This window comes from Congregibacter sp. (assembly GCF_965660375.1).
GTDB lineage: Bacteria > Pseudomonadota > Gammaproteobacteria > Pseudomonadales > Halieaceae > Congregibacter.
Window position 1 is genome coordinate 79,993 of the sequence record NZ_CBFHZO010000118.1, and the last position, 18,277, is coordinate 98,269.

20 protein-coding genes are annotated in these 18,277 nt (G+C 59.4%); 9 read left to right on the plus strand and 11 right to left on the minus strand.

Annotated features, from left to right (window positions below):
• Positions 1 to 70: 70 nt before the first annotated feature.
• From wrbA to sppA, 3 genes are read left to right on the plus strand one after another with little or no spacing between them, the layout of a single operon-like run.
• On the plus strand, positions 71 to 670 hold the full coding sequence (gene wrbA / locus ACTG3T_RS12020; protein ID WP_439102516.1) for an NAD(P)H:quinone oxidoreductase: 600 nt from the start codon (positions 71 to 73) through the stop codon (positions 668 to 670).
• A gap of 53 nt (positions 671 to 723) precedes the next feature.
• Positions 724 to 1,134 (plus strand): DUF2069 domain-containing protein, encoded by a 411-nt coding sequence (locus ACTG3T_RS12025; RefSeq protein ID WP_439102517.1) that lies wholly within the window; start codon positions 724 to 726, stop codon positions 1,132 to 1,134.
• A gap of 6 nt (positions 1,135 to 1,140) precedes the next feature.
• Entirely contained in the window at positions 1,141 to 2,967 is a 1,827-nt protein-coding gene (gene sppA / locus ACTG3T_RS12030) for a signal peptide peptidase SppA (RefSeq protein WP_439102518.1), read from the plus strand.
• A 13-nt stretch (positions 2,968 to 2,980) separates the two neighbouring features.
• Here sppA and ACTG3T_RS12035 read toward each other — a convergent pair whose 3' ends face one another.
• The 6 genes from ACTG3T_RS12035 to ACTG3T_RS12060 are packed head-to-tail and all read right to left on the minus strand — an operon-like array spanning position 2,981 to position 7,846.
• On the minus strand, positions 2,981 to 3,811 hold the full coding sequence (locus ACTG3T_RS12035) for a mechanosensitive ion channel family protein (protein ID WP_439102519.1): 831 nt from the start codon (positions 3,809 to 3,811) through the stop codon (positions 2,981 to 2,983).
• A gap of 14 nt (positions 3,812 to 3,825) precedes the next feature.
• Positions 3,826 to 4,482: a PqiC family protein gene (locus tag ACTG3T_RS12040; protein ID WP_439102520.1), complete on the minus strand. Its 657-nt coding sequence runs from the start codon at positions 4,480 to 4,482 to the stop codon at positions 3,826 to 3,828.
• On the minus strand, positions 4,479 to 5,447 hold the full coding sequence (locus tag ACTG3T_RS12045; RefSeq protein WP_439102521.1) for an MlaD family protein: 969 nt from the start codon (positions 5,445 to 5,447) through the stop codon (positions 4,479 to 4,481). The genes ACTG3T_RS12040 and ACTG3T_RS12045 overlap by 4 nt, the downstream gene beginning before the upstream one ends.
• Positions 5,444 to 6,217, minus strand: coding sequence for an ABC transporter ATP-binding protein (locus tag ACTG3T_RS12050; protein WP_439102522.1), 774 nt, complete (start codon positions 6,215 to 6,217; stop codon positions 5,444 to 5,446). Before ACTG3T_RS12050 ends, ACTG3T_RS12045 begins: the two co-directional genes overlap by 4 nt.
• Before the next feature lies 1 nt (position 6,218).
• The gene (locus ACTG3T_RS12055; RefSeq protein ID WP_439102523.1) at positions 6,219 to 7,331 is read right to left on the minus strand and encodes an ABC transporter permease; all 1,113 of its coding nucleotides are present in this window, start codon (positions 7,329 to 7,331) and stop codon (positions 6,219 to 6,221) included.
• A 47-nt stretch (positions 7,332 to 7,378) separates the two neighbouring features.
• Positions 7,379 to 7,846 (minus strand): DUF3806 domain-containing protein, encoded by a 468-nt coding sequence (locus ACTG3T_RS12060; RefSeq protein ID WP_439102524.1) that lies wholly within the window; start codon positions 7,844 to 7,846, stop codon positions 7,379 to 7,381.
• Between the two features lie 238 nt (positions 7,847 to 8,084).
• Here ACTG3T_RS12060 and dapA point away from each other — a divergent pair, with 238 nt between their 5' ends.
• From dapA to ACTG3T_RS12090, 6 genes are read left to right on the plus strand one after another with little or no spacing between them, the layout of a single operon-like run.
• Entirely contained in the window at positions 8,085 to 8,957 is an 873-nt protein-coding gene (gene dapA / locus ACTG3T_RS12065; protein ID WP_439102525.1) for a 4-hydroxy-tetrahydrodipicolinate synthase, read from the plus strand.
• A complete protein-coding gene (gene bamC / locus ACTG3T_RS12070; RefSeq protein ID WP_439102526.1) occupies positions 8,954 to 9,991 on the plus strand; it encodes an outer membrane protein assembly factor BamC in 1,038 nt (345 codons plus the stop codon). Before dapA ends, bamC begins: the two co-directional genes overlap by 4 nt.
• Complete coding sequence (locus tag ACTG3T_RS12075; RefSeq protein WP_439102527.1) at positions 9,991 to 10,800, plus strand: MBL fold metallo-hydrolase; 810 nt, start codon at positions 9,991 to 9,993, stop codon at positions 10,798 to 10,800. Before bamC ends, ACTG3T_RS12075 begins: the two co-directional genes overlap by 1 nt.
• Positions 10,801 to 10,859: 59 nt before the next feature.
• Complete coding sequence (locus ACTG3T_RS12080; protein WP_439102528.1) at positions 10,860 to 12,029, plus strand: hypothetical protein; 1,170 nt, start codon at positions 10,860 to 10,862, stop codon at positions 12,027 to 12,029.
• Complete coding sequence (locus ACTG3T_RS12085; RefSeq protein ID WP_439102529.1) at positions 12,020 to 12,862, plus strand: class I SAM-dependent methyltransferase; 843 nt, start codon at positions 12,020 to 12,022, stop codon at positions 12,860 to 12,862. Before ACTG3T_RS12080 ends, ACTG3T_RS12085 begins: the two co-directional genes overlap by 10 nt.
• 32 nt (positions 12,863 to 12,894) lie before the next feature.
• Positions 12,895 to 13,662: an SDR family NAD(P)-dependent oxidoreductase gene (locus ACTG3T_RS12090; RefSeq protein ID WP_439102530.1), complete on the plus strand. Its 768-nt coding sequence runs from the start codon at positions 12,895 to 12,897 to the stop codon at positions 13,660 to 13,662.
• A 19-nt stretch (positions 13,663 to 13,681) separates the two neighbouring features.
• Here ACTG3T_RS12090 and dapE read toward each other — a convergent pair whose 3' ends face one another.
• From dapE to dapC, 5 genes are all read right to left on the minus strand, one after another.
• Positions 13,682 to 14,854, minus strand: a complete 1,173-nt coding sequence (gene dapE, locus ACTG3T_RS12095) for a succinyl-diaminopimelate desuccinylase (protein ID WP_439102531.1) — start codon at positions 14,852 to 14,854, stop codon at positions 13,682 to 13,684.
• A 14-nt stretch (positions 14,855 to 14,868) separates the two neighbouring features.
• Entirely contained in the window at positions 14,869 to 15,882 is a 1,014-nt protein-coding gene (gene dapD / locus ACTG3T_RS12100) for a 2,3,4,5-tetrahydropyridine-2,6-dicarboxylate N-succinyltransferase (protein WP_439102532.1), read from the minus strand.
• A 100-nt stretch (positions 15,883 to 15,982) separates the two neighbouring features.
• Positions 15,983 to 16,330, minus strand: a complete 348-nt coding sequence (locus ACTG3T_RS12105; RefSeq protein ID WP_439102533.1) for a Spx/MgsR family RNA polymerase-binding regulatory protein — start codon at positions 16,328 to 16,330, stop codon at positions 15,983 to 15,985.
• Between the two features lie 43 nt (positions 16,331 to 16,373).
• Positions 16,374 to 17,027 carry an endonuclease III gene (nth, locus tag ACTG3T_RS12110; RefSeq protein WP_439102534.1) on the minus strand — a complete coding sequence of 218 codons (654 nt, stop codon included), beginning with the start codon at positions 17,025 to 17,027 and terminating at the stop codon, positions 16,374 to 16,376.
• Between the two features lie 49 nt (positions 17,028 to 17,076).
• Positions 17,077 to 18,264: a succinyldiaminopimelate transaminase gene (gene dapC / locus ACTG3T_RS12115; RefSeq protein WP_439102535.1), complete on the minus strand. Its 1,188-nt coding sequence runs from the start codon at positions 18,262 to 18,264 to the stop codon at positions 17,077 to 17,079.
• Positions 18,265 to 18,277: the final 13 nt, after the last annotated feature.

The following is an 18,277-nucleotide window of genomic DNA, read 5'->3' on the forward strand; positions in this document are numbered from 1 at the left end:
ATACGGGCGGGGTCCGCAGACTCCTTTTGCTATACTAATCCATCGTTTAGATTGCCAGCAAAACGCCCTGATGCCCGAAACTCCCTACGTTTTAATTCTCTTTTATAGCCGCCAGGGCAGCACTGAGGCCATGGCCCGCATGGTGGCTCGCGGGGTGACTGGCGTTACGGGCATCGAGGCGCGACTGCGCACGGTGCCCTCCGTGTCAGCGGAGACCGAGCAGAGCATGGATCCCGTGCCGGAGGACGGGCCTCTGTATTGCAGCATTGATGATTTACGTCACTGCGCGGGCCTTGTGATGGGGTCACCCACTCGTTTTGGGAATATGGCTGCACCACTGAAATATTTTGTGGATCAGACATCGGATCTCTGGCTCAGCGGCGCCATGATCGATAAGCCGGCGGCGGTGTTCACCTCTACGGCCAGCCTTCACGGCGGACAGGAAAGCACCTTGTTATCCATGCAGTTACCGCTTCTTCATCACGGCATGTTGGTGATGGGGCTGCCCTACAGTGAAGCTGGTTTGATGACCACTGATTCCGGGGGAACACCCTACGGTGCAACGCATTGGGCCGGCGCCGATGGTGCCCGGGCTCTGGATGAAACGGAACTTCAGCTCTGCCGGGCGCTGGGACGACGGGTGGCGCAAACCTGCGCACGTCTCGCATGAGCATGGGGTCTGTGGCTAACCCTTCCCGGGGTTCAGCGGTACGATGGATCTGGATGGGAACCTGGGCTGGCTTGTTACTCCTCCTGGGCACCCAAGTCGTCGATGCCTGGCAGCGGTCGGTGCCGGCGTGTTTGTTGTTTTTCTGGTTCACGCCCCTACTGATACTGATCCCCGGTATGTTGCGCGACGGCATGCGAAGCTACACCTGGCTGGCCTTCATCAGTCTTATGTATTTTGTCTTTGCGACGCTGCGCATCTTTGCCGAGCCTGCCAGTGGACGGGCCCAGGCGGAGCTCTTCGCGGTTATTCTTCTGTTCCTGTGTTCCATGTTTTACGTGCGCCAGCGTTCCCGGGAGATCCGGGCTTTTAAAGAAGCCGGCTCCGACTTAGACCTGCACCCCGACCTGCACCCCGACCTGCACCCCGACCCGCACCCCGACCCGCACCCCGACCCCAAGGTTTAGCGTCTCTTGATTAAACGAATTTTTCTGTCTCTGTGGCGGGGTCTCACGATACTTCGCCTGGCTCTGGCCAATGTGATTTTCATCGTGCTGCTGGTGGTGCTATGGACGAGCTTTAGTGGCTCGCCTGAGCCTCTGCCCCGGCGTGCTGCCCTGGTGCTCGACCCCACGGGCCGCGTAGTGGATGAGCGAAGTCAGGTGGAAGCGGCAAGCCTGCTTTTTGAGCAGCCGGCAGCAAGTCGGGAAACATTACTCAGGGATCTTATCGACAGCGTTGAGCTTGCCAGTGCTGACGAACGCATTGCTGCGCTGGTGCTCCAGCTGGAGGGCATGGTGTCCATCGGTCAGAGCAAGACTACCGAGTTGGCGGAGGCCATCGCCCGTTTCAGGGAGACGGGCAAACCGGTGATTGCCGTGGGGGATTATTTCACCCAGGATCAATATCGCCTCGCCGTGGAGGCAGACAGGCTGCTGATGCACCCCTTCGGCGCGGTAGCGCTCGAGGGCTTCAGTCTTTACACCAACTATTTTGCCGACGCCCTGGAAAAGCTCTCCGTGACCATGCACGTGTTCAGAGCCGGGGAGTACAAGTCCATTGCCGAACCGCTCATGCGCAACGATATGTCGCCGGGAGAACGAGTGGTTACCAGAAGGTGGCTGGACGACCTTTGGTCCGCTTACAGTCGCGCGGTGGAATCTCGTCGTGGTTTGGAACCGGGGGCGGTCAATGCGCTGTTGAATAATTTCCCTGTGCGACTGCGGGCCGCTGGCGGCGATAGCGCCCGTCTGGCCCTGGAGGCGGGTCTGGTGGATGAGCTGCTGGATCGATCCCAGCAAAACAAGCATCTTGTTTCCCTGGTGGGCGCAGCTGATGAGGATGGGGGCTTTCAGGGCGTGTCTTTTGCGCGTTATGTCGCGCGGATGAGGCCAGCGAAGGCATCACCGGACCTACCCAGGGTGGCTGTTGTCACCGCTCAGGGGAACATGCTGCCCGGGGAGCAGCCCCCGGGCACCATTGGGTCCGCCACACTCTCCCGGCTGCTTCGAAAAACCGCGGAGCGCAAGGGTGTTGAGGCGATAGTGTTGAGGGTAACCACCGGCGGAGGCAGTGTTTTCGCTTCTGAAATCATCCGGGAAGAGATTGAGCGGATTCGAAAAACAGGAATGCCCATTGTGGTGAGCATGGGCAGCGTTGCGGCTTCTGGTGGTTATTACATTTCCACCGCGGCAGATCGCATTATTGCCACGCCCACCAGCCTCACGGGGAGTATTGGCGTGTTTGCCGCCTTTCCCACTGTGGAACGTCTTCTTGCAAAGGGCGGTGTGCAAACCGACGGCGTGGGTACCACCGAGCTGGCGGGGGCCCTGCGGCCGGACCGGGCGCTTAATCCTGCTCTCGCTGACACGCTTCAGCAGTCGGTGGATTACCTTTATGGGCGGTTTCTCACGCTGGTGTCAGAGAGCCGCTCCATTGACATGGAAACGCTCAGTAAGCAAGCAGAGGGGAGGACGCTGAGTGCCAGCGACGCCCTGGAGGCAGGTCTTATCGATGGGCTGGGGAGTCTGCAGTACGCCGCGGAGGAGGCCGCTGCTCTCGCCGGTCTTGGTGCGGACGAATACACTGTGATCAGTATTCTGCCGGAGTTTTCGTCCAGCGAGCTGCTATTGCAACAGCTGAGCGATCGCATGGGGGCCGGCCGGCTGATAAAAGTGCCGGGGCTTGCATTAGGGCTTGGCGCGTTGTTGGAACCGATGCGGCAAAGCGTCGACTTTGTCGACAGCTTTGCCGATCCCGGCCATCTTTATATGCGCTGTATCAGCTGCGAACTGCACTGAGCAACGCTGAAAATCACTCTGCCTTGGCGTCTTCGGGACGCTGCATGTGCAGTTCCATTTGGGGGAAGGGAATAGAAATACCCGCCTCGTCGAAGCGAAGTTTTACCGCTTCTGTGGTGTCCCAGAGAACCCCCCAGTAATCCGCCGCATTCACCCAGGGGCGCACCAGAAAGTTCACACTGGAGTCGGCCAGTGCGCCCACGGTGATTACCGGTTCGGGTTCGGCGAGGACACGGCTGTCGGATTTAATGATGTCCTCGAGTATGGTTTTCGCCTCGTGGAGGTTGTCCCCGTAGGAGATGCCGAAGACCATATCGACGCGGCGCGTGGCCCGGGCAGAAAAATTCGTGATATTGCCGCCGATGATGCCGCCATTGGGAACAATGATTTCCTTGTTGTCCGGCGTCGTCATGGTTGTCGTGAAAATACCGATGGAATCCACGGTTCCCATGGTGCCCGCAGCCTCGATGAAGTCACCTTTCTTGAAGGGCTTGAAAACAATCAACATGACTCCGGCGGCAAAATTCCCCAGGGAGCTTTGCAGCGATAGGCCGATAGCCAGTCCGGCCGCACCCAAAAGTGCAACAAGGGATGTGGTGTCTACACCCAGCCTGCTGAGTGCGGCAATGGTGACGAAGAGAAGCCCTACCCAGCGGAGTATGGAGCATACGAAGTTCACCAGGGTTTCATCGGTGCCCCTGCTGAGCATCACTTTGTGGCAGACGCTCACAATGCGTCCCACGACCATGCGGCCTACGTAGAATATGACAATGGCGAGTGCCAACGCGGTGCCGTATTCAATCGCCAGTGGCAGCCACTGGGCGGGGTCTTTCAGAAGTTCCATGATCGTGTCCTTCATTAGCGGGTAGTTTCTATGATGGTTTCTGTGACGTTTTTAAAGTCTGTGTCAGCGTCTGTTTGCTCATCGGTTGCCGGTGGCGTCGCTATGCCTGAAATGCCCGCTGCAAGCTCGTCAGCGAATTTCCATAACAGTTTGCTCATGGCTTTGGCGATGTCGTCACCATTATTCGAAGCCAGGGTCAGCGAATCCTCAAACACCACAGACTCCCGGACCAGTCTATCTTCGCTTGCCTGCTCCCAGCGTCCCTCGGCGGCGATCCTGACGATACTACCCGTAGCCTCAAACTCCTCGATGGTGACCCGCAGCTGCCAGTCTGCAGGATTTGCGGACGCGTCAGGAAACAGGATGACTCGCTGGGTATCAAGGACACTTTCAAGACGGCGTCCAAGGACACGCTGAATTCCCAGATCGAGGGGCTCCGCCCAGCGCCGGGCTGGGTCGTAGCGCACGGTGAATTCACTCTCCCGATACAGAAGCTCATCTCTGAGGAGGTAATCGGGGATAGCAATACCATCCAGAACAATGACCGGACTCTCTCCCAGAGCGAGCGGCGCCTGGCCGGCTGAAAGCTGAAGATGCTGTATCTGCAGGGACGTTGGGACGCATCCCAGCAGAGTGAGAATAGCGACCGCGAGTATTAGCGAGCGGGTCACGTTTCGTCTCCCGGGCGGCCGCGGAGTAACGCTTCCGGGTGCTCCTCGAGGCTTCGCGCGAGCGACCTCAGGGCCCTTGCGGCCAGGGTGACTTCCTGCATGGCCTGGCTCAACTGACGGCGGGGAGGAGAGTCCGGCGCAGCGGCCTTTTCGAGTCCCTCGAGACTGGCGTTGGCAGACACCAGCGCTTCGTCGAGACGCTCGAGGGAGCTCTCGATGGTGTCCGTGATACTCGGGAGTTCCGCATTGAGGGTCGCGACGGTTTTGGTACCTTCTTCGAGGAAGGCTCTTAGACTCGAGGAGTTTTCCTCCAGAGTTGTGCTGAGACTGTTGCTGGCCGCTTCCAGAGCGCCCAGGCTGCTGCGCATGGAGCCGGGAAGGGACTGCATGTCGCTGCTGTTGAGGAGTTCGTCGAGGCCCTTGGCAATACGGTCCACATTCTCCGCTATGGCTGCGTAGTCAATGGACTCCAGGGAACGACGGAGCTGCTCCAGTTCTGTCGGGATAGTGGGGATCTGGGGATGCGGTGAAGAAATACTGCTGAGTGAGGACTCCTTTCCCGGCAGGAAATCCAGCTGTATATAAAGGAGGCCGGTGAGCAGGCTCTGGGTATTGAGCTGTGCGGCAAGTCCCCGCTCCACAAGTTCTCCCAGCACCGGTTCAGTGACGCTGCCCACCAGTTGCATGGAGTCGGGGCTGATATCCGCCTCGACGATCATGGTGACATCCCCCGCATTTGCATCAAGGATTAAATCGATGTCGGTAACCTGTCCTATGGTGACTCCCCTCAGGGCTACGGGCGCACCGATGGTCAGCCCGCGGAGGGAGCCGTCAAAGACCATGACCACTTTGCTTTTTTCCGCTCCGAGGCCGCCGCCGGCAAAAAACAGAGCCCCGGCAGCGGCAATGATCAGCGCGCCTACGACAAAAGCACCGACAAGGATGCTGCTTCTGCGTTCACTCATGACTGCGGTTCTCCCGGCGCAGAATCCGCCGCCCGGTTTAAAAACTGTCGCACTACCGCGTGCTTGCTGTGCTCGCGCATCCAGGCGGGATTTCCCGAGTCAATCATTCGTTTGCTGTCCGCATCGAGATAAATAGCATTATTGGCGATGGCATATATGCTGGGAAGCTCGTGAGTCACCATAACAACCGATGCGCCGGTGGACTCCTTGAGCTGCAGAATAAGGTCATCAAGCCTACGCGAGCTGATGGGATCCAGGCCCGCAGACGGTTCATCGAAGAAGAGAATATCAGGGTCCAGCGCAATTGCACGCGCAAGGGCGGCGCGTTTTCGCATGCCGCCGGAAATCTCCGCCGGTAAAAAGTCCTGGTAGCCATCGAGGCCGACCAGCGCCAGTTTGAGTGCCACGATGTCACGGATGTCGTTGGCACTGTAGTCGCTGTATTGTTCTAAAGGCAGTGCCACGTTGTCTGCCAGGGTCATGGCGCTGATTAAACCGCCGGACTGATAGGTAATGCCCCAGTTCTGCCGTAGCGCCTGACGCTCCGCTGGCCCGGCTTGGGTGAAGTTCTGGTTGCCGTAGGAAATGCTTCCCCGGGCCGGTTCGATAAGGCCCAGGAGATGCTTCAAGAGAGTGCTTTTGCCGCATCCCGAACCACCCATAATGACGAAAATGTCGCCGCGCATGACATCAAAATTCACGTCCTGCTGTATCAGCCGACTGCCATAGGCCATGGTGAGGTCACGGATGCTGATTACGGCGTCACTCATACTAGATGTCCAGCACCTGGCAGAGAATATTGATACCGGCGTCCGCAACAATGAGATAGACCACGGCGGTGACTACCGCTTCAGTAGTGGCCCGCCCCACGGCTTCCGAGTTTCGCCCTGCATTCATGCCCGCACGGCATCCCGCCGTGGCAATGAGGGCGGCGAAAACAATGCCTTTAAAGATACCCACAAAAAAGTGCGTCGGGGTGATCGCCGTGCCCAGTTGGCTGATGTATTGCAGTGGCGTGACGCCCATGCCCCCGGCAACCACGGCGCCGCCGAAAATGCCCAGCGCGTCTGCATAGACCACCAGCAAGGGCATCATCAGAAAAAGCGCGAGCACCCGGGGTGCCACCAGAAACTCCATAGGGTCGATGCCCAGGGTGCTGATGGCATCGATCTCTTCGTTCGTCTGCATGGTACTCAGCTGCGCTGCGTAGGCAGCCCCGGTGCGTCCGGCCATGACCACCGCCGTCATGAGAGCACCCATTTCCCGAAGCATGCCGATGGCCACCAGGTCGGCAACAAACACGGCGGCGCCGAACTGCTGAAGCTGCGCGGCGCCCAGATAGGCCAAAATCATGCCCACGAGGATGCTAGTGAGGGTAATGATGCCGATGGCCTGAGGGCCGGCCTGGGCGAGGCTCTCGACGAACTCCCGTCGCCGCATTCCCGAGCGGCCGGTGAGCGTTCGCCCCACGGCGATGCTGGTGGCGCCCAGAAATTCCAAAGATTCCAGTAAATCGTCGCCGATGCCGGCAAGGCTGCGGCGGAGCCGCTTAGCAGAGAAAAAACCGGCGGCGGTCGCGGCAGGGGCCTCATAGGGTGCGACGGCCGTGGCGAGATTTATGAGCTGGGTTTGACTGTCCGGTGCGCCGAGGAAAGCGATAACCCGGTTCTTGGCCCGGGCGAGCCTCTGCAGCTGTAGCAGCCTGGCCTCAAGCCGCGGGTCCCACTGGGTCACCGCAGAAACGTCAACTGCGGGAGGCTCACGGGTCTCAAGGAGCGTTGTGAAGAGAGGTACCAGTGCGGGGAGCTCCGCCGCTGTCCAGTCGCCGCTGATCTGCAGTTGATCGCCATCATCGCTCAACTGCGCCAGCGCTGGGTGACTCACGGACAAAGCTCTCGAGTGTTCATGGCGTCAGTATTTTTTTTGCAGCTTCATTGGACGTTTTTCGGGCGCTCTTCGAAGGGCAGCGGTGGGCGTACCGCTTCTATCGCCTCGTAGGCCTGTTGATAAATATCCGCCACCGGCGTTTTATCTCCGCTCTCGTGACGCCTGGCTATCATCGTAACCGGAAACAGGTAATTCTCTGTTTCCCCCAGTCTCAGGGCGCGGCTCCGTCCTTTGATGTCCTCATACACCACCCAGTACATATCCAGCTCTGTGGCAAGCAGATCCCCAAGAGCAACGCCCATGGCCTGGAGTTCCCGCGTCTGATCAGGGCCCACATGGCCGTCATCAAGCAAACGCTGAAGATAGTCGAGCTCGGCTTCACTGCGACAACAGCGACCGCCATAGTAGCGCAGGGTAAGCTCGTTGAGCGTTTGACGCTGCACATCCATGTATTGCCGGTCCAGGGGATTGAGCGCTGTCACCCGTTTGTCGATGAGCTGAGCCGACGCCATCGGGGCGCAAAACAGGCTCCCAAGAACGGCGACAAGCCCCATACACCGAAGCGCTGCGCCCAGTGGAGGATGGTCCTGTCGGGTTAAAAGGCGTGCTGGAACACCACCAAAGTACTTCATAAACGAAATCAAGATAGCTAAACCCCATCGCTTTGCTTGTGTTCGGCATATTGTCATGGATAATTGCGAGCCTTCAATGGCGCAATCGCCACTAAAATCCAGCGGTACTCGCAAGACTATGATTAAAGGAAGTATTGTCGCCCTCGTCACCCCCATGAATGCAGATGGGGAGATTGACTACGGAGCCCTTGACGGCCTCCTCGATTGGCACGTGAAATCGGGAACAGCCGCCATTGTCGCTGTGGGAACTACCGGGGAAAGCGCGACTCTGGACGTGCACGAGCATCTGTCACTTATCCAGCATTGCGTGAAATATCTGGGGGGACGAATTCCCGTGATTGCCGGTACCGGCGCTAATTCCACGCGAGAGGCCGTGGAGCTGACCCGGGGCGCCGCGTCGGCGGGCGTTGACGCCTGCCTGCTGGTGACGCCCTACTACAACCGACCCTCCCAACGCGGGCTTTATGCGCATTTCAGGGCCGTTGCTGAGGCGGTGGCTGTGCCACAAATCCTCTATAACGTACCCTCGCGGACCGCTGTTGATCTAAGCAACGATACGACCAGCCGTCTTGCGTCCCTGGACAACATCGTGGGCATCAAGGATGCCACCGGTGATGTGGGTCGCGGGAAGGAGCTTCTTGCCATGGTGCCTGACACCTTCGCGGTGTATTCGGGTGATGACGGCACCGCTGCCCAGTACATGCTCGCGGGGGCCGTGGGCAATATTTCCGTTACGGCTAACGTGGTTCCGGACAGGGTGGCGGCACTGTGCGCGGCGGCGCTGGCCGGCGACGCAGAGACCGTAAAGCGTATCGATCAGGAGCTTGAGGGGATAAACACCGCGCTGTTTGTAGAGGCTAACCCCATGCCTGTGAAGTATGCGCTGGCGAAGATGGGGCGAATGGAGAACGGTATCCGACTACCGCTCACGCTGCCTGAGGGTGACAGCGCCGAACGCATTGATGCTGCGCTGAAGAGTCTGGGGCTATGAAGTGTCTGAAGTTTTGCGGCCTGATTCTGCTTCTCGCGCCTGTCACGGCCTGCGGGTATCTGTTTGGGGACAATGGCGTTTTCCGTGACTCGGCGGGAGACTATCGCGAAGCGCGGGAAATGCCACCTCTGGATTTGCCCAGCGGTGCGAGCGCTGACGAGCTGGTGGACATATATCCTATTCCACCCATCGAGAGCGAGCCCCAGTTCGTGGACAGCGACAAAGTGCCCCGTCCGGCGCCCCTGGTAGCCGCGAGAGCCGATCAGCTTGTGCGCATTCAGAAGCTCGGTGAAGATACCTGGGCTCTGGTGGCGATCGCCCCGGGCCAGCTTTGGCCCCAGTTACGGAGCTTCCTGTCTGCGGCCAATATAGACATAGCGCGCATGGATGCGCGGGCGGGCATTATCGAGTCCACCTATCTCACGCTTGAAGAAGACCCTCGGCCTACGCGTTTTCGATTCCGCGTTGAGCGCGGTGTGCAGCGGGGCAACAGTGAGCTGCATGTCCTGCAGATGTATCAGTCCAGCGAAAATACCGCCTGGCCTGCAGAGTCCGATGACTTTTTTCTGGAGTCAGAAATGCTCCGCGGTGTGGCTCAGTACGTTGCCAACAGCGCCGATACCGCTCCTGTGTCGATGATGGCGGAGCAGTCCATCAGCGCGGGCGGCAAGGTCTCCCTGGGCGATGATGATCAGGGCGGGTTTATTCTTCTCGAGCTGCCCTTTGATCGGGCCTGGGCGTCCGTCGCTCGCTCTCTGGAGTTGTCCGGTTTTGAAATCGCTGATCGCAATCGCAGCGACGGTCGCTATTACCTGCGCTACGTTGGTGATGACGACGAGGAAGGCTCCAGTTGGTTTGCCTGGTTGGGAGACGATGATGAGCATCCGGCGGAGGGCGTGCCTTTGATTCTGGATGTCAAGCCACGGGATCCGGAAACCATGGTGATACGCATGTCCTTCGAGGAGGGAGGGGAGTCTCTCAGCCGCGAGCAGATCGATGCACTGCTGGTATTGGTCAAGGGCAACATCAACTAGTGAGACTGGCGTCCCTGGGCAGCGGTAGCCGCGGCAACGCGACCCTGCTGCAGGCCGCCGGGAGCTGCGTACTCGTCGACTGCGGGTTCTCTCTCAAGGAAATCCAGCGCCGGGCCGTCCGACGGGGCATAGATCTCGGTGATCTCGATGCAATCCTCGTCACCCACGAGCACAGTGATCATGCCAGCGGTGTCGCGGCCCTCGCCAAACACTACGATATCCCCGTGTATCTCACCCACGGTACTCTCGCCAGTGGTCGGGTGGCGAGTTGTCCCCAACTCCGGGTGTTTAACGGAGACACGCAGCTGCACATAGGCGCTTTCACAGTGCAGGCTGTTACCGTACCTCATGATGCCCGGGAGCCGGTGCAGTATTGCTTTGAATGTTCGGGGCAGCGCGCGGGGGTCCTTACGGACCTGGGGTCAGTAACGAACCATGTGCGCAGCGCTTTTGATGACTGCGATTTGCTGTTGCTGGAGTTTAACCACGACCGCGGGCTGTTGGCCGACGGCCCCTATCCCCCGGCGCTGAAACGCCGCGTAGGGGGAGACTGGGGACATTTATCCAACACCCAGGCCGCTGAGCTTCTGAGGCAGCTCAACCTGCGACGCCTCCAGTTCCTTGCCATTGCACACATCAGTGAGAAGAACAACAGTCGCAGCTGTGTCGAGAAACAGCTGAATGCCCTTGACCCGTTACTGCTGGAAAAGGTGGTGTGGGCGTCGCAGGGTTCGGGTTTTGACTGGATCGAGGCTGCGCGGAACACTGCAAACGCAGAAGCTCAGCGTGAGCCCGCGCAGGCTCTGTAACTGGCGCCGCGCTGCGCTGAGAGTGCATACTATTATCGCTCAAATTACGCGAGGCGACCGTGTCTAAAGATCCCATCAGTATCGTACAGCGGGGGAACCTGCAGAACCTGGAGAAGACCCTGCGCAAGCAATGGCGTCTTGGCCAAAGTATTGTGCTGTGCTGGTGCTGGGACGAGCGCGGTTTATTAGTCATTTTTGTACCCCATTACTTTTTGGGCAACTACTGCGCGCACCGGGATGATCCGGAAATAGCCACGGAAAACGAAAACTATATTCGCGCACTGATTTCCGGGCGTCGCCGAAAAAGTCGCGATGAACTGTTTGCGGTGGCGGTGCGACTCAGCGTATCGCCCACGTTTATCAAGCTGGAAAATCCCCTTGACGAGTCCATCGCCGTGATGCGTGGCGTGGAGGAAATTATCCGGCGCTACGGCCTCAGTTTTGTCGAGCGGCGGGGTGTACTGCTATTCGACATCGCGGACTTTTCGCTGTTCAGCTCCTTCGAACAGGCGAGTCAGCTTAACAGCCTGTCCTACTCCATGAATTCGGTCTACAACAAGCTCGCAGCGCGGGGCATGGAGATCAACTTTGCACGCACCACGACCGGTGACGGCTATTACGTGTGGAATCGTGATAATTACCCCCAGTCTGACCAGGAGCTGTTTCTGTTTCTCCAGCTTGTGCTGGCTGACAACGCGATGGCGCGCGCCGCATCCCGGGGCAACACCGTGCCCGTGGTGCGAGCGGCCTTTCATATCGGCAGCCACTACGAGCTGTACCAGGCCGAGGGCGTTAACCCGACAGTATTCAGTTACATCGTCGGTGACGTCACCATTGAGCTGGCGCGGATTCTTGAAAAAACCCTGCCGGGGCAGGTGATGTTGGGTGATTTTGGCGCCTGTGCCGGTGAGGAGCACGGCAGCGGGGAGTTTGTGCAGGGCTGCGAAGAAGCGGCGAAATCGTTGGAGGGCCTGACGCTCATGGGGAAACCGCTACGCGCGCTCCGTACCTGGTTATCCCGAGAAGCTTCGGCGAGCGACGACGCCGAGCCTTTGGATGTCAGCATGACCGACAAACATGGGATCAAGCACCATGCCTTCAATCTTCAGGGGGAAATCGAGTTCGATGATTCCACCCTGACCCTCGGCATGACCCCCGAAGAATTCAGTGAGGCGCGGGAGAAAAACCTGCCCAGAGGAAACGGCAAATCCGATTCCTGGTGGGTGTAATACCGGAGGTCGAGGAGGGCCTGGAAGCCGAGAGAGCGGGGCAGCTGGCCCGGCGACTGGGTCTTCCTCTGCTGCGTCCCCTGCAGCAGGCTCGAGATCTCTCTTTGGGCCAGGCAGTGCTGCAAATGACGGACGGGGTTCCCATGATTCAGTTGACCGGTCGCGGCGTACCGGGTCCCGTCACCGTCGATTTCGCGGACAAAACCATGGCTCAGCGGCGGCGTGCCGGTCATAACGAATTGCTGGGTAAAGCTGTGGGCTGGAAGCAGGCCCATGCGCCCCGGGTTCTGGATGGCACGGGGGGCTTTGGTCGCGATGCGTTCCTCCTCGCGGATCTTGGTTGTGAGGTAGCGGTTTGTGAACGAAATCTGGTCATGGCGGCGTTATTCGAAGCCGCCTTATCCCGTGCAGCGGGATCCGGGGATGACTGGCTCGTATCCGTCGTCCATCGCATTACCGTACATCATCAAGACGCTCAATCAGTGGCTCCGTCACGGTTGGAGGCCGTGGAGGTGATTTACCTGGATCCCATGTTTCCCCTGGATCGCCGGGCAGCACCTGCCAAGGAAATGCAGATCCTCCATAAGCTGCTGAATCCCGGGGAACGGCTGCAAGGCAGCGTTCCTGCTGACAGCAGCCGGCCGGGGGGTGAGTTCCCTAGCCAGGGCGCGGAGGATAGGGCGCTCCTCCAGTGGGCGAGAGCGCAGGATGTCAAGCGCGTGGTGGTCAAGCGACCACGACGCGCGCCGGCGATAGACGGCCCGCCACCGGGGCACAGCCTCACGGGTAAGGCCGTTCGTTTTGATGTTTATCCCGTTTTCCGGGAAACATAATTTTTAACTGCAATTAATAAGGAAGCCTAACAGTGAGTAAAAGTTTTCATGCCCTGGTCACCGGCGCATCGGCCGGTCTCGGCGATGCCTATGTGCGTCAGCTCGCAGGACGCTGCGATAGTATGGTGGTAGTTGCCCGTCGCGGGGAGCGTCTTCAGGAACTGGCGAGGGCCCTGGAGGGGCAATGTAAGGTGGAAACCCTGGACGCGGATCTGGCAACGACCGAGGGCCAGGCGCGCGTTGTCGAAGCTATCCGCCAGGGGCCCCCCGTGGACCTTCTGGTCAATAACGCCGGATACTCCACCATCGGGCCCTACGCAAGTAGTGACCTGGATAATGAGCTTGGCATGTTGCGTCTGCATAACGAGGCCACCATGGTGCTTACCCGCGCAGCGTTGCCTGCGATGATTGAGCAGGGCAGCGGGGCGGTGATCAATGTGGCATCCGTAGCGGGGCTGGTAAGTACCCCCAATGTCGCAGTCTATGGCGCCACAAAAGCTTTCCTGGTGAGTTTTACCCGCGCCTTGCGCCAGGAGCTGAAAGAGCAGGGTGTGCGAGTGCAGTGTCTGTGCCCGGGGTATACGCGTTCAGAAATCCACAGCCGCGAAACCATGGCGGACTTTGATGTGAACATCGTGCCGGAAAAACTCTGGATGGAGGCTGACGTGGTCGTTGCCGAGAGTCTTGCCGCGATCAGCGATGATGCGGACCAATGGTTGCTGGTGTCTGGCGATCACAACCGTAAGGTGGTGGCCCGGGAAATGGAGGCGCTCCGCGCCGATCTTCACTATCCGAGCTGATGTTCGCCCCTGGGGCTGTCTAGGGGGTGTTCAGCAAGCGGGTGAGAATGCCCTCATACATTTTTGACAGCTTTGCCAGATCCGCCGCCCGCACGTGCTCGTTGATGCGGTGGATGCTGGCATTGATGGGGCCAAGTTCCACCAGTTGTGCGCCATAGGGCGCGATAAAGCGGCCGTCTGAGGTGCCGCCGCTGGTGGATAACTTCGTAGCTATGCCGACAACATCCCTGACCGCTCCCTCACAGGCGTCGGTGAGAGCGCCCTCACCGGTGATAAAGGGGTTGCCACTCAGCGTCCATTGAATCTCAACGTTCACGCCATACTCTTTAAACGTTTGTTCCACGGCGTCCTGCAATTGCTCCGCGGTCTGCTCCGTGGAAAAGCGAAAGTTGATGAGCACATCGGCATGTCCGGGAATGACATTGGTGACGCCGGTGCCGCCGTGCAAATTGGTGATCTGAAAGCTGGTCGCAGGAAAGTATTCATTGCCTGTGTCCCACTGCCGCGTGACTAACGCCCCAAGTGCGGGAAGGGCGCGATGGAGCGGATTGTCCGCGTGTTGCGGATAGGCTACGTGGCCCTGTCTCCCGAGGATCTTTAGCGCGCCGTTCAAGGATCCCCGGCGACCGTTCTTTATGGTGTCGCCAAGGCGGTCGGCGCTGGAGGGCTCCCCGACCAGGCAGTAATCGATGGTGATCTTCTGCTCCGCCAACCAATCCATGACGCGCACGGTACCGTGGGTTGCGGGACCCTCCTCATCGGAGGTGATGAGAAACCCGATGCGCCCTCGGGGCGTGTTGCCGGCGGCTTCACAACCCCTCAGGAAATCTTCGCAGGCCGTGATCATAGCGGCGAGGCTGCCTTTCATGTCTGCTGCACCGCGGCCATAAAGCATGCCGTCGCGAACCGTGGGGACGAAGGGGTCGCTGTCCCATTTGTCCAGTGGGCCGGGCGGCACTACGTCAGTGTGTCCCGCGAACGCCAGCAAGGGGCCGCTGCTGCCCCATTGGGCCCAGAAATTCTCGGTGTCACCAAAGGGCAGGGGCGTGCAATGAAAGCCCAGGGCGTCAAGACGCTCCATCATCAGAGCCTGACAGCCGGCATCTTCGGGAGTGACTGACGCGCGGCGAATGAGCTCACAGGCCAGTTCCAGAGTGCTGTCGTCGTTCGGCGAAGACGTTGTCGAGGGCATGGGAGAGGTGTCTCTTAGTCGTTGGCGTGGAGTTCGGCGTTGAGCTGAACCGCGGTTTTATGGGTGAGGCACTCGACGGCGCCATTGAGGCTGTTGCGGCGAAAGAGCAGATCCGACATCCCCTGAAGCTGCCGTGCGGCGAGGGTCTCTGTGACGGAGCCCTGGGCATCCAGCATGGTTACCTTGGTGCCTGCGGTGACATAGAGCCCCGACTCAATGATGCAGCGATCACCCAGCGGAATGCCGATGCCTGCATTGGCGCCAATGAGACATTTCTCACCAACAGAAATGATTATGTTGCCACCGCCGGAAAGCGTTCCCATGGTGGAACTGCCGCCTCCGAGGTCAGAATCCGCGCCGACGATCACCCCGGCAGATACCCGCCCTTCGATCATGCCCGGGCCGATGGTGCCTGCATTGAAGTTGATAAAGCCTTCGTGCATGACCGTTGTACCTTCGCCCACATAGGCGCCCAGGCGCACCCTGGCGGTGTGAGCAATGCGGACTCCGCCCGGGACAACGTAGTTGGTCATCTTGGGGAACTTGTCGACGCAGCTCACTTCCAGCACCGCGCCGCGAAGTCGCGCATCCAATTGCCGGTCGGCCAGTTCGTTGAGCGCGACGGCGCCCTGGTCAGTCCAGGCGACATTGGGGAGGACGCCAAAAACACCCTGCAGTGCTGTTTCCTGGGGCTTCAGAAGCCGGTGTGACAGCAGGTGCAGCTTCAGATAGGCGGCGGGCACGGTATCCGGTGCGCTATCCTCCGTCAGACACACCGCCACCGCGGGCTGACCGCTCTGTGCCATCTTCCGCGCCAGGGCTGCGGTATCACTGTGCCCTGCGGCCTCGCAGTCGCGGGCGATGGCTTGAAGGTCGTCCTGGCTCAACAGCTGATCAGAGGGGTGACCGCCCAGACAGCTGGCTAGGGAGGGCGCGGGCTTGAGCATAGGCGCGGGGAAAAACACGTCGAGCCAGTTGCCCTCGCGATCCCGCGTTCCCAGGCCTAGCCCCAATGCATATGCGTCCATCCTTTAAACTCCTCTTAATTGCTGTTGCTGTGGTTTTGCGATGATTCTGCGATTGCGCTGCAAGGCTATCGCTTTGTCGTTTAGACGATGCTAAGCACGACTATTTCAGCAGCGCGTCGTAGCGGGATTCACTGAAACCGAACTCCAGTACGCCGTTACTTTCCAATACCGGGCGTTTTATTAGCGTGGGGGTGGCCAGGGCCGCCGCGACCGCGGTTTTTGCATCCATGTTCTTCCGCTCCGTCTCAGGCAGTGCTTTCCAGCTCGTGCTGCGCCGGTTAATGACTTTGTCCCAGTCCTCAGACTGCAGCCACTTTTTTACCGTGGCTTCTTCCAGCCCGTCCTTGCGAAAGTCGTGAAAGCGATAGTCTATGTCGTTGCTGTCCAGCCACCGCGTCGCCTTGCGCACGGTGTCGCAGTTGCCGATGCCATAAAGCGTGATTGCCATTGCGATAACCCCCTGGAAAAGGGCGGGGAATATAGCAAATATCCTAAGCTTTGCGGGTAAGCTTTGGATTCTTGCGATTGGGATAGCAGTGGCGGCAGATCTCGCATACCCGTCCGTCGCAGCCCCGGGCGCTGCAAAACTCCCGCCCGTAAAAAATAATCTGGAGATGGAGGCGGTTCCAATACTCCCGGGGGAACAGCGTTTTAAGGTCCCGTTCTGTTTGGGTGACGTTTTTCCCCGAGCTCAGTCCCCAGCGCTGAGCTAGCCTGTGGATATGCGTATCCACCGGAAACGCTGGCACCCCAAAAGCCTGGGACATCACGACGCTTGCAGTTTTGTGACCAACGCCGGGCAGACGCTCCAGCGCCTCCATATCGGGAGGTACCAGTCCCTGATGTTCCTCCATCAATATTCGTGACAGACCGGCAATCGCCTTGGCTTTTTGTGGCGATAATCCACAGGGACGGATAATGTCGCGAATTTCGTCCACCGTGAGGGTGAGCATTGCCTGGGGCGTAGACGCATGGGCGAACAATGCGGGGGTCACCTGATTCACGCGTTCGTCCGTGCATTGGGCACTGAGGAGGACCGCAATGAGCAGCGTAAAGGAATCGCTGTGATCCAGGGGTGGTGGCGTTTCAGGGTAGAGCTCCTGAAGCCGCTGCAGAATGTAGGCTGCCCGCTCCGCTTTCAGCATGGCGTGGTTTTAGGGGGCCAGATGCCGGGGCTATGACCTTCGCGGCTAGTCACAGGGTAGCTACGAACGCAGCAACGCGCTGGGCCGCATCGATGCAATCCGACAGTTCAGCCACCAGCGCCATGCGCACTCGGCCGCTGCCGGGGTTCACCCCATCCACCTCGTGGCTGAGATAGCTGCCGGGCAGCACCAGCACGCCAGCTTCGCTGTAGAGACGGCGTGTAAAGGTTTCGTCATCCAGGGGCACGGTGGGCCAGAGATAAAAGCCGCCTCCGGGATTGTTCAGGGGTAGCACGGGCGCAAGGATCTCCCGCACGGCAGCAAACTTTTCCCGATAGCGGTCACGGTTTTCCCTGACGTGTTCTTCATTGCTCCAGGCAACAGCGCTTGCAAGCTGATGGTGGGGCGGCATGGCGGAACCGTGATAACCGCGGTAACGCAGGAACTCTGCCAGTATGTTTTTATCACCAGCGGCGAATCCTGAGCGCAGCCCCGGGAGGTTTGAGCGCTTGGACAGGGAATGCATGCTGATGCAGTTTTGGAAGTCATCAAGGCCCATGGCGGTGCAGGCGGCGAGGAGTCCCGTGGGCGGGGTGGACTCATCAGGGTAGATTTCGGAGTAGCACTCGTCAGAAACCAGTATCACATCATGCTTCATCGCTTTTTCGATAAAGCGTTGGAGCAACGCTTTATCCATCACCGCACCCGCGGGGTTGCCCGGTGAGCATAGGTAGAGCAACTGCATGGCGTCCCATTTCTCTTTGGAAAGCGTGTCGGGATCCGGAAGAAAACCTGTCTCCTCCACGGTATTGAGCAACACACTCTGGGCGCCGGCGAGCAGGGCCGCGCCTTCGTAGATCTGGTAGAAGGGGTTAGGTGAGCCCACCAAAGCATTCTGCGCGTGCCCCACACAGGTTTGGGCGATAGCAAAGAGGGCTTCCCGGGTGCCATTGACAGGCAGCACTTCACGATCGGGGTCTACCCTCAACCCGTGGCGTCGACACACCCAGTCCGCCTGAGCCTCTCTCAGGGCAAAGTCTCCTCGGGTTGTTGGATACCTGGACAGAAGGTCCAGGTTGTCCCTTAGCGCCGTGAGAACAATTTCAGGCGGTGCATGCTGAGGCTCTCCGATGGACAGGCGCAGCAGAGGGCGGTCACCGGGAGGGGAAACTCCCTCAAGGAGCTTTGCCAGGCGTTCGAAGGGGTAAGGCTTGAGGAGGGCCAGGTCCGGATTCACGTCATCGGGGCTC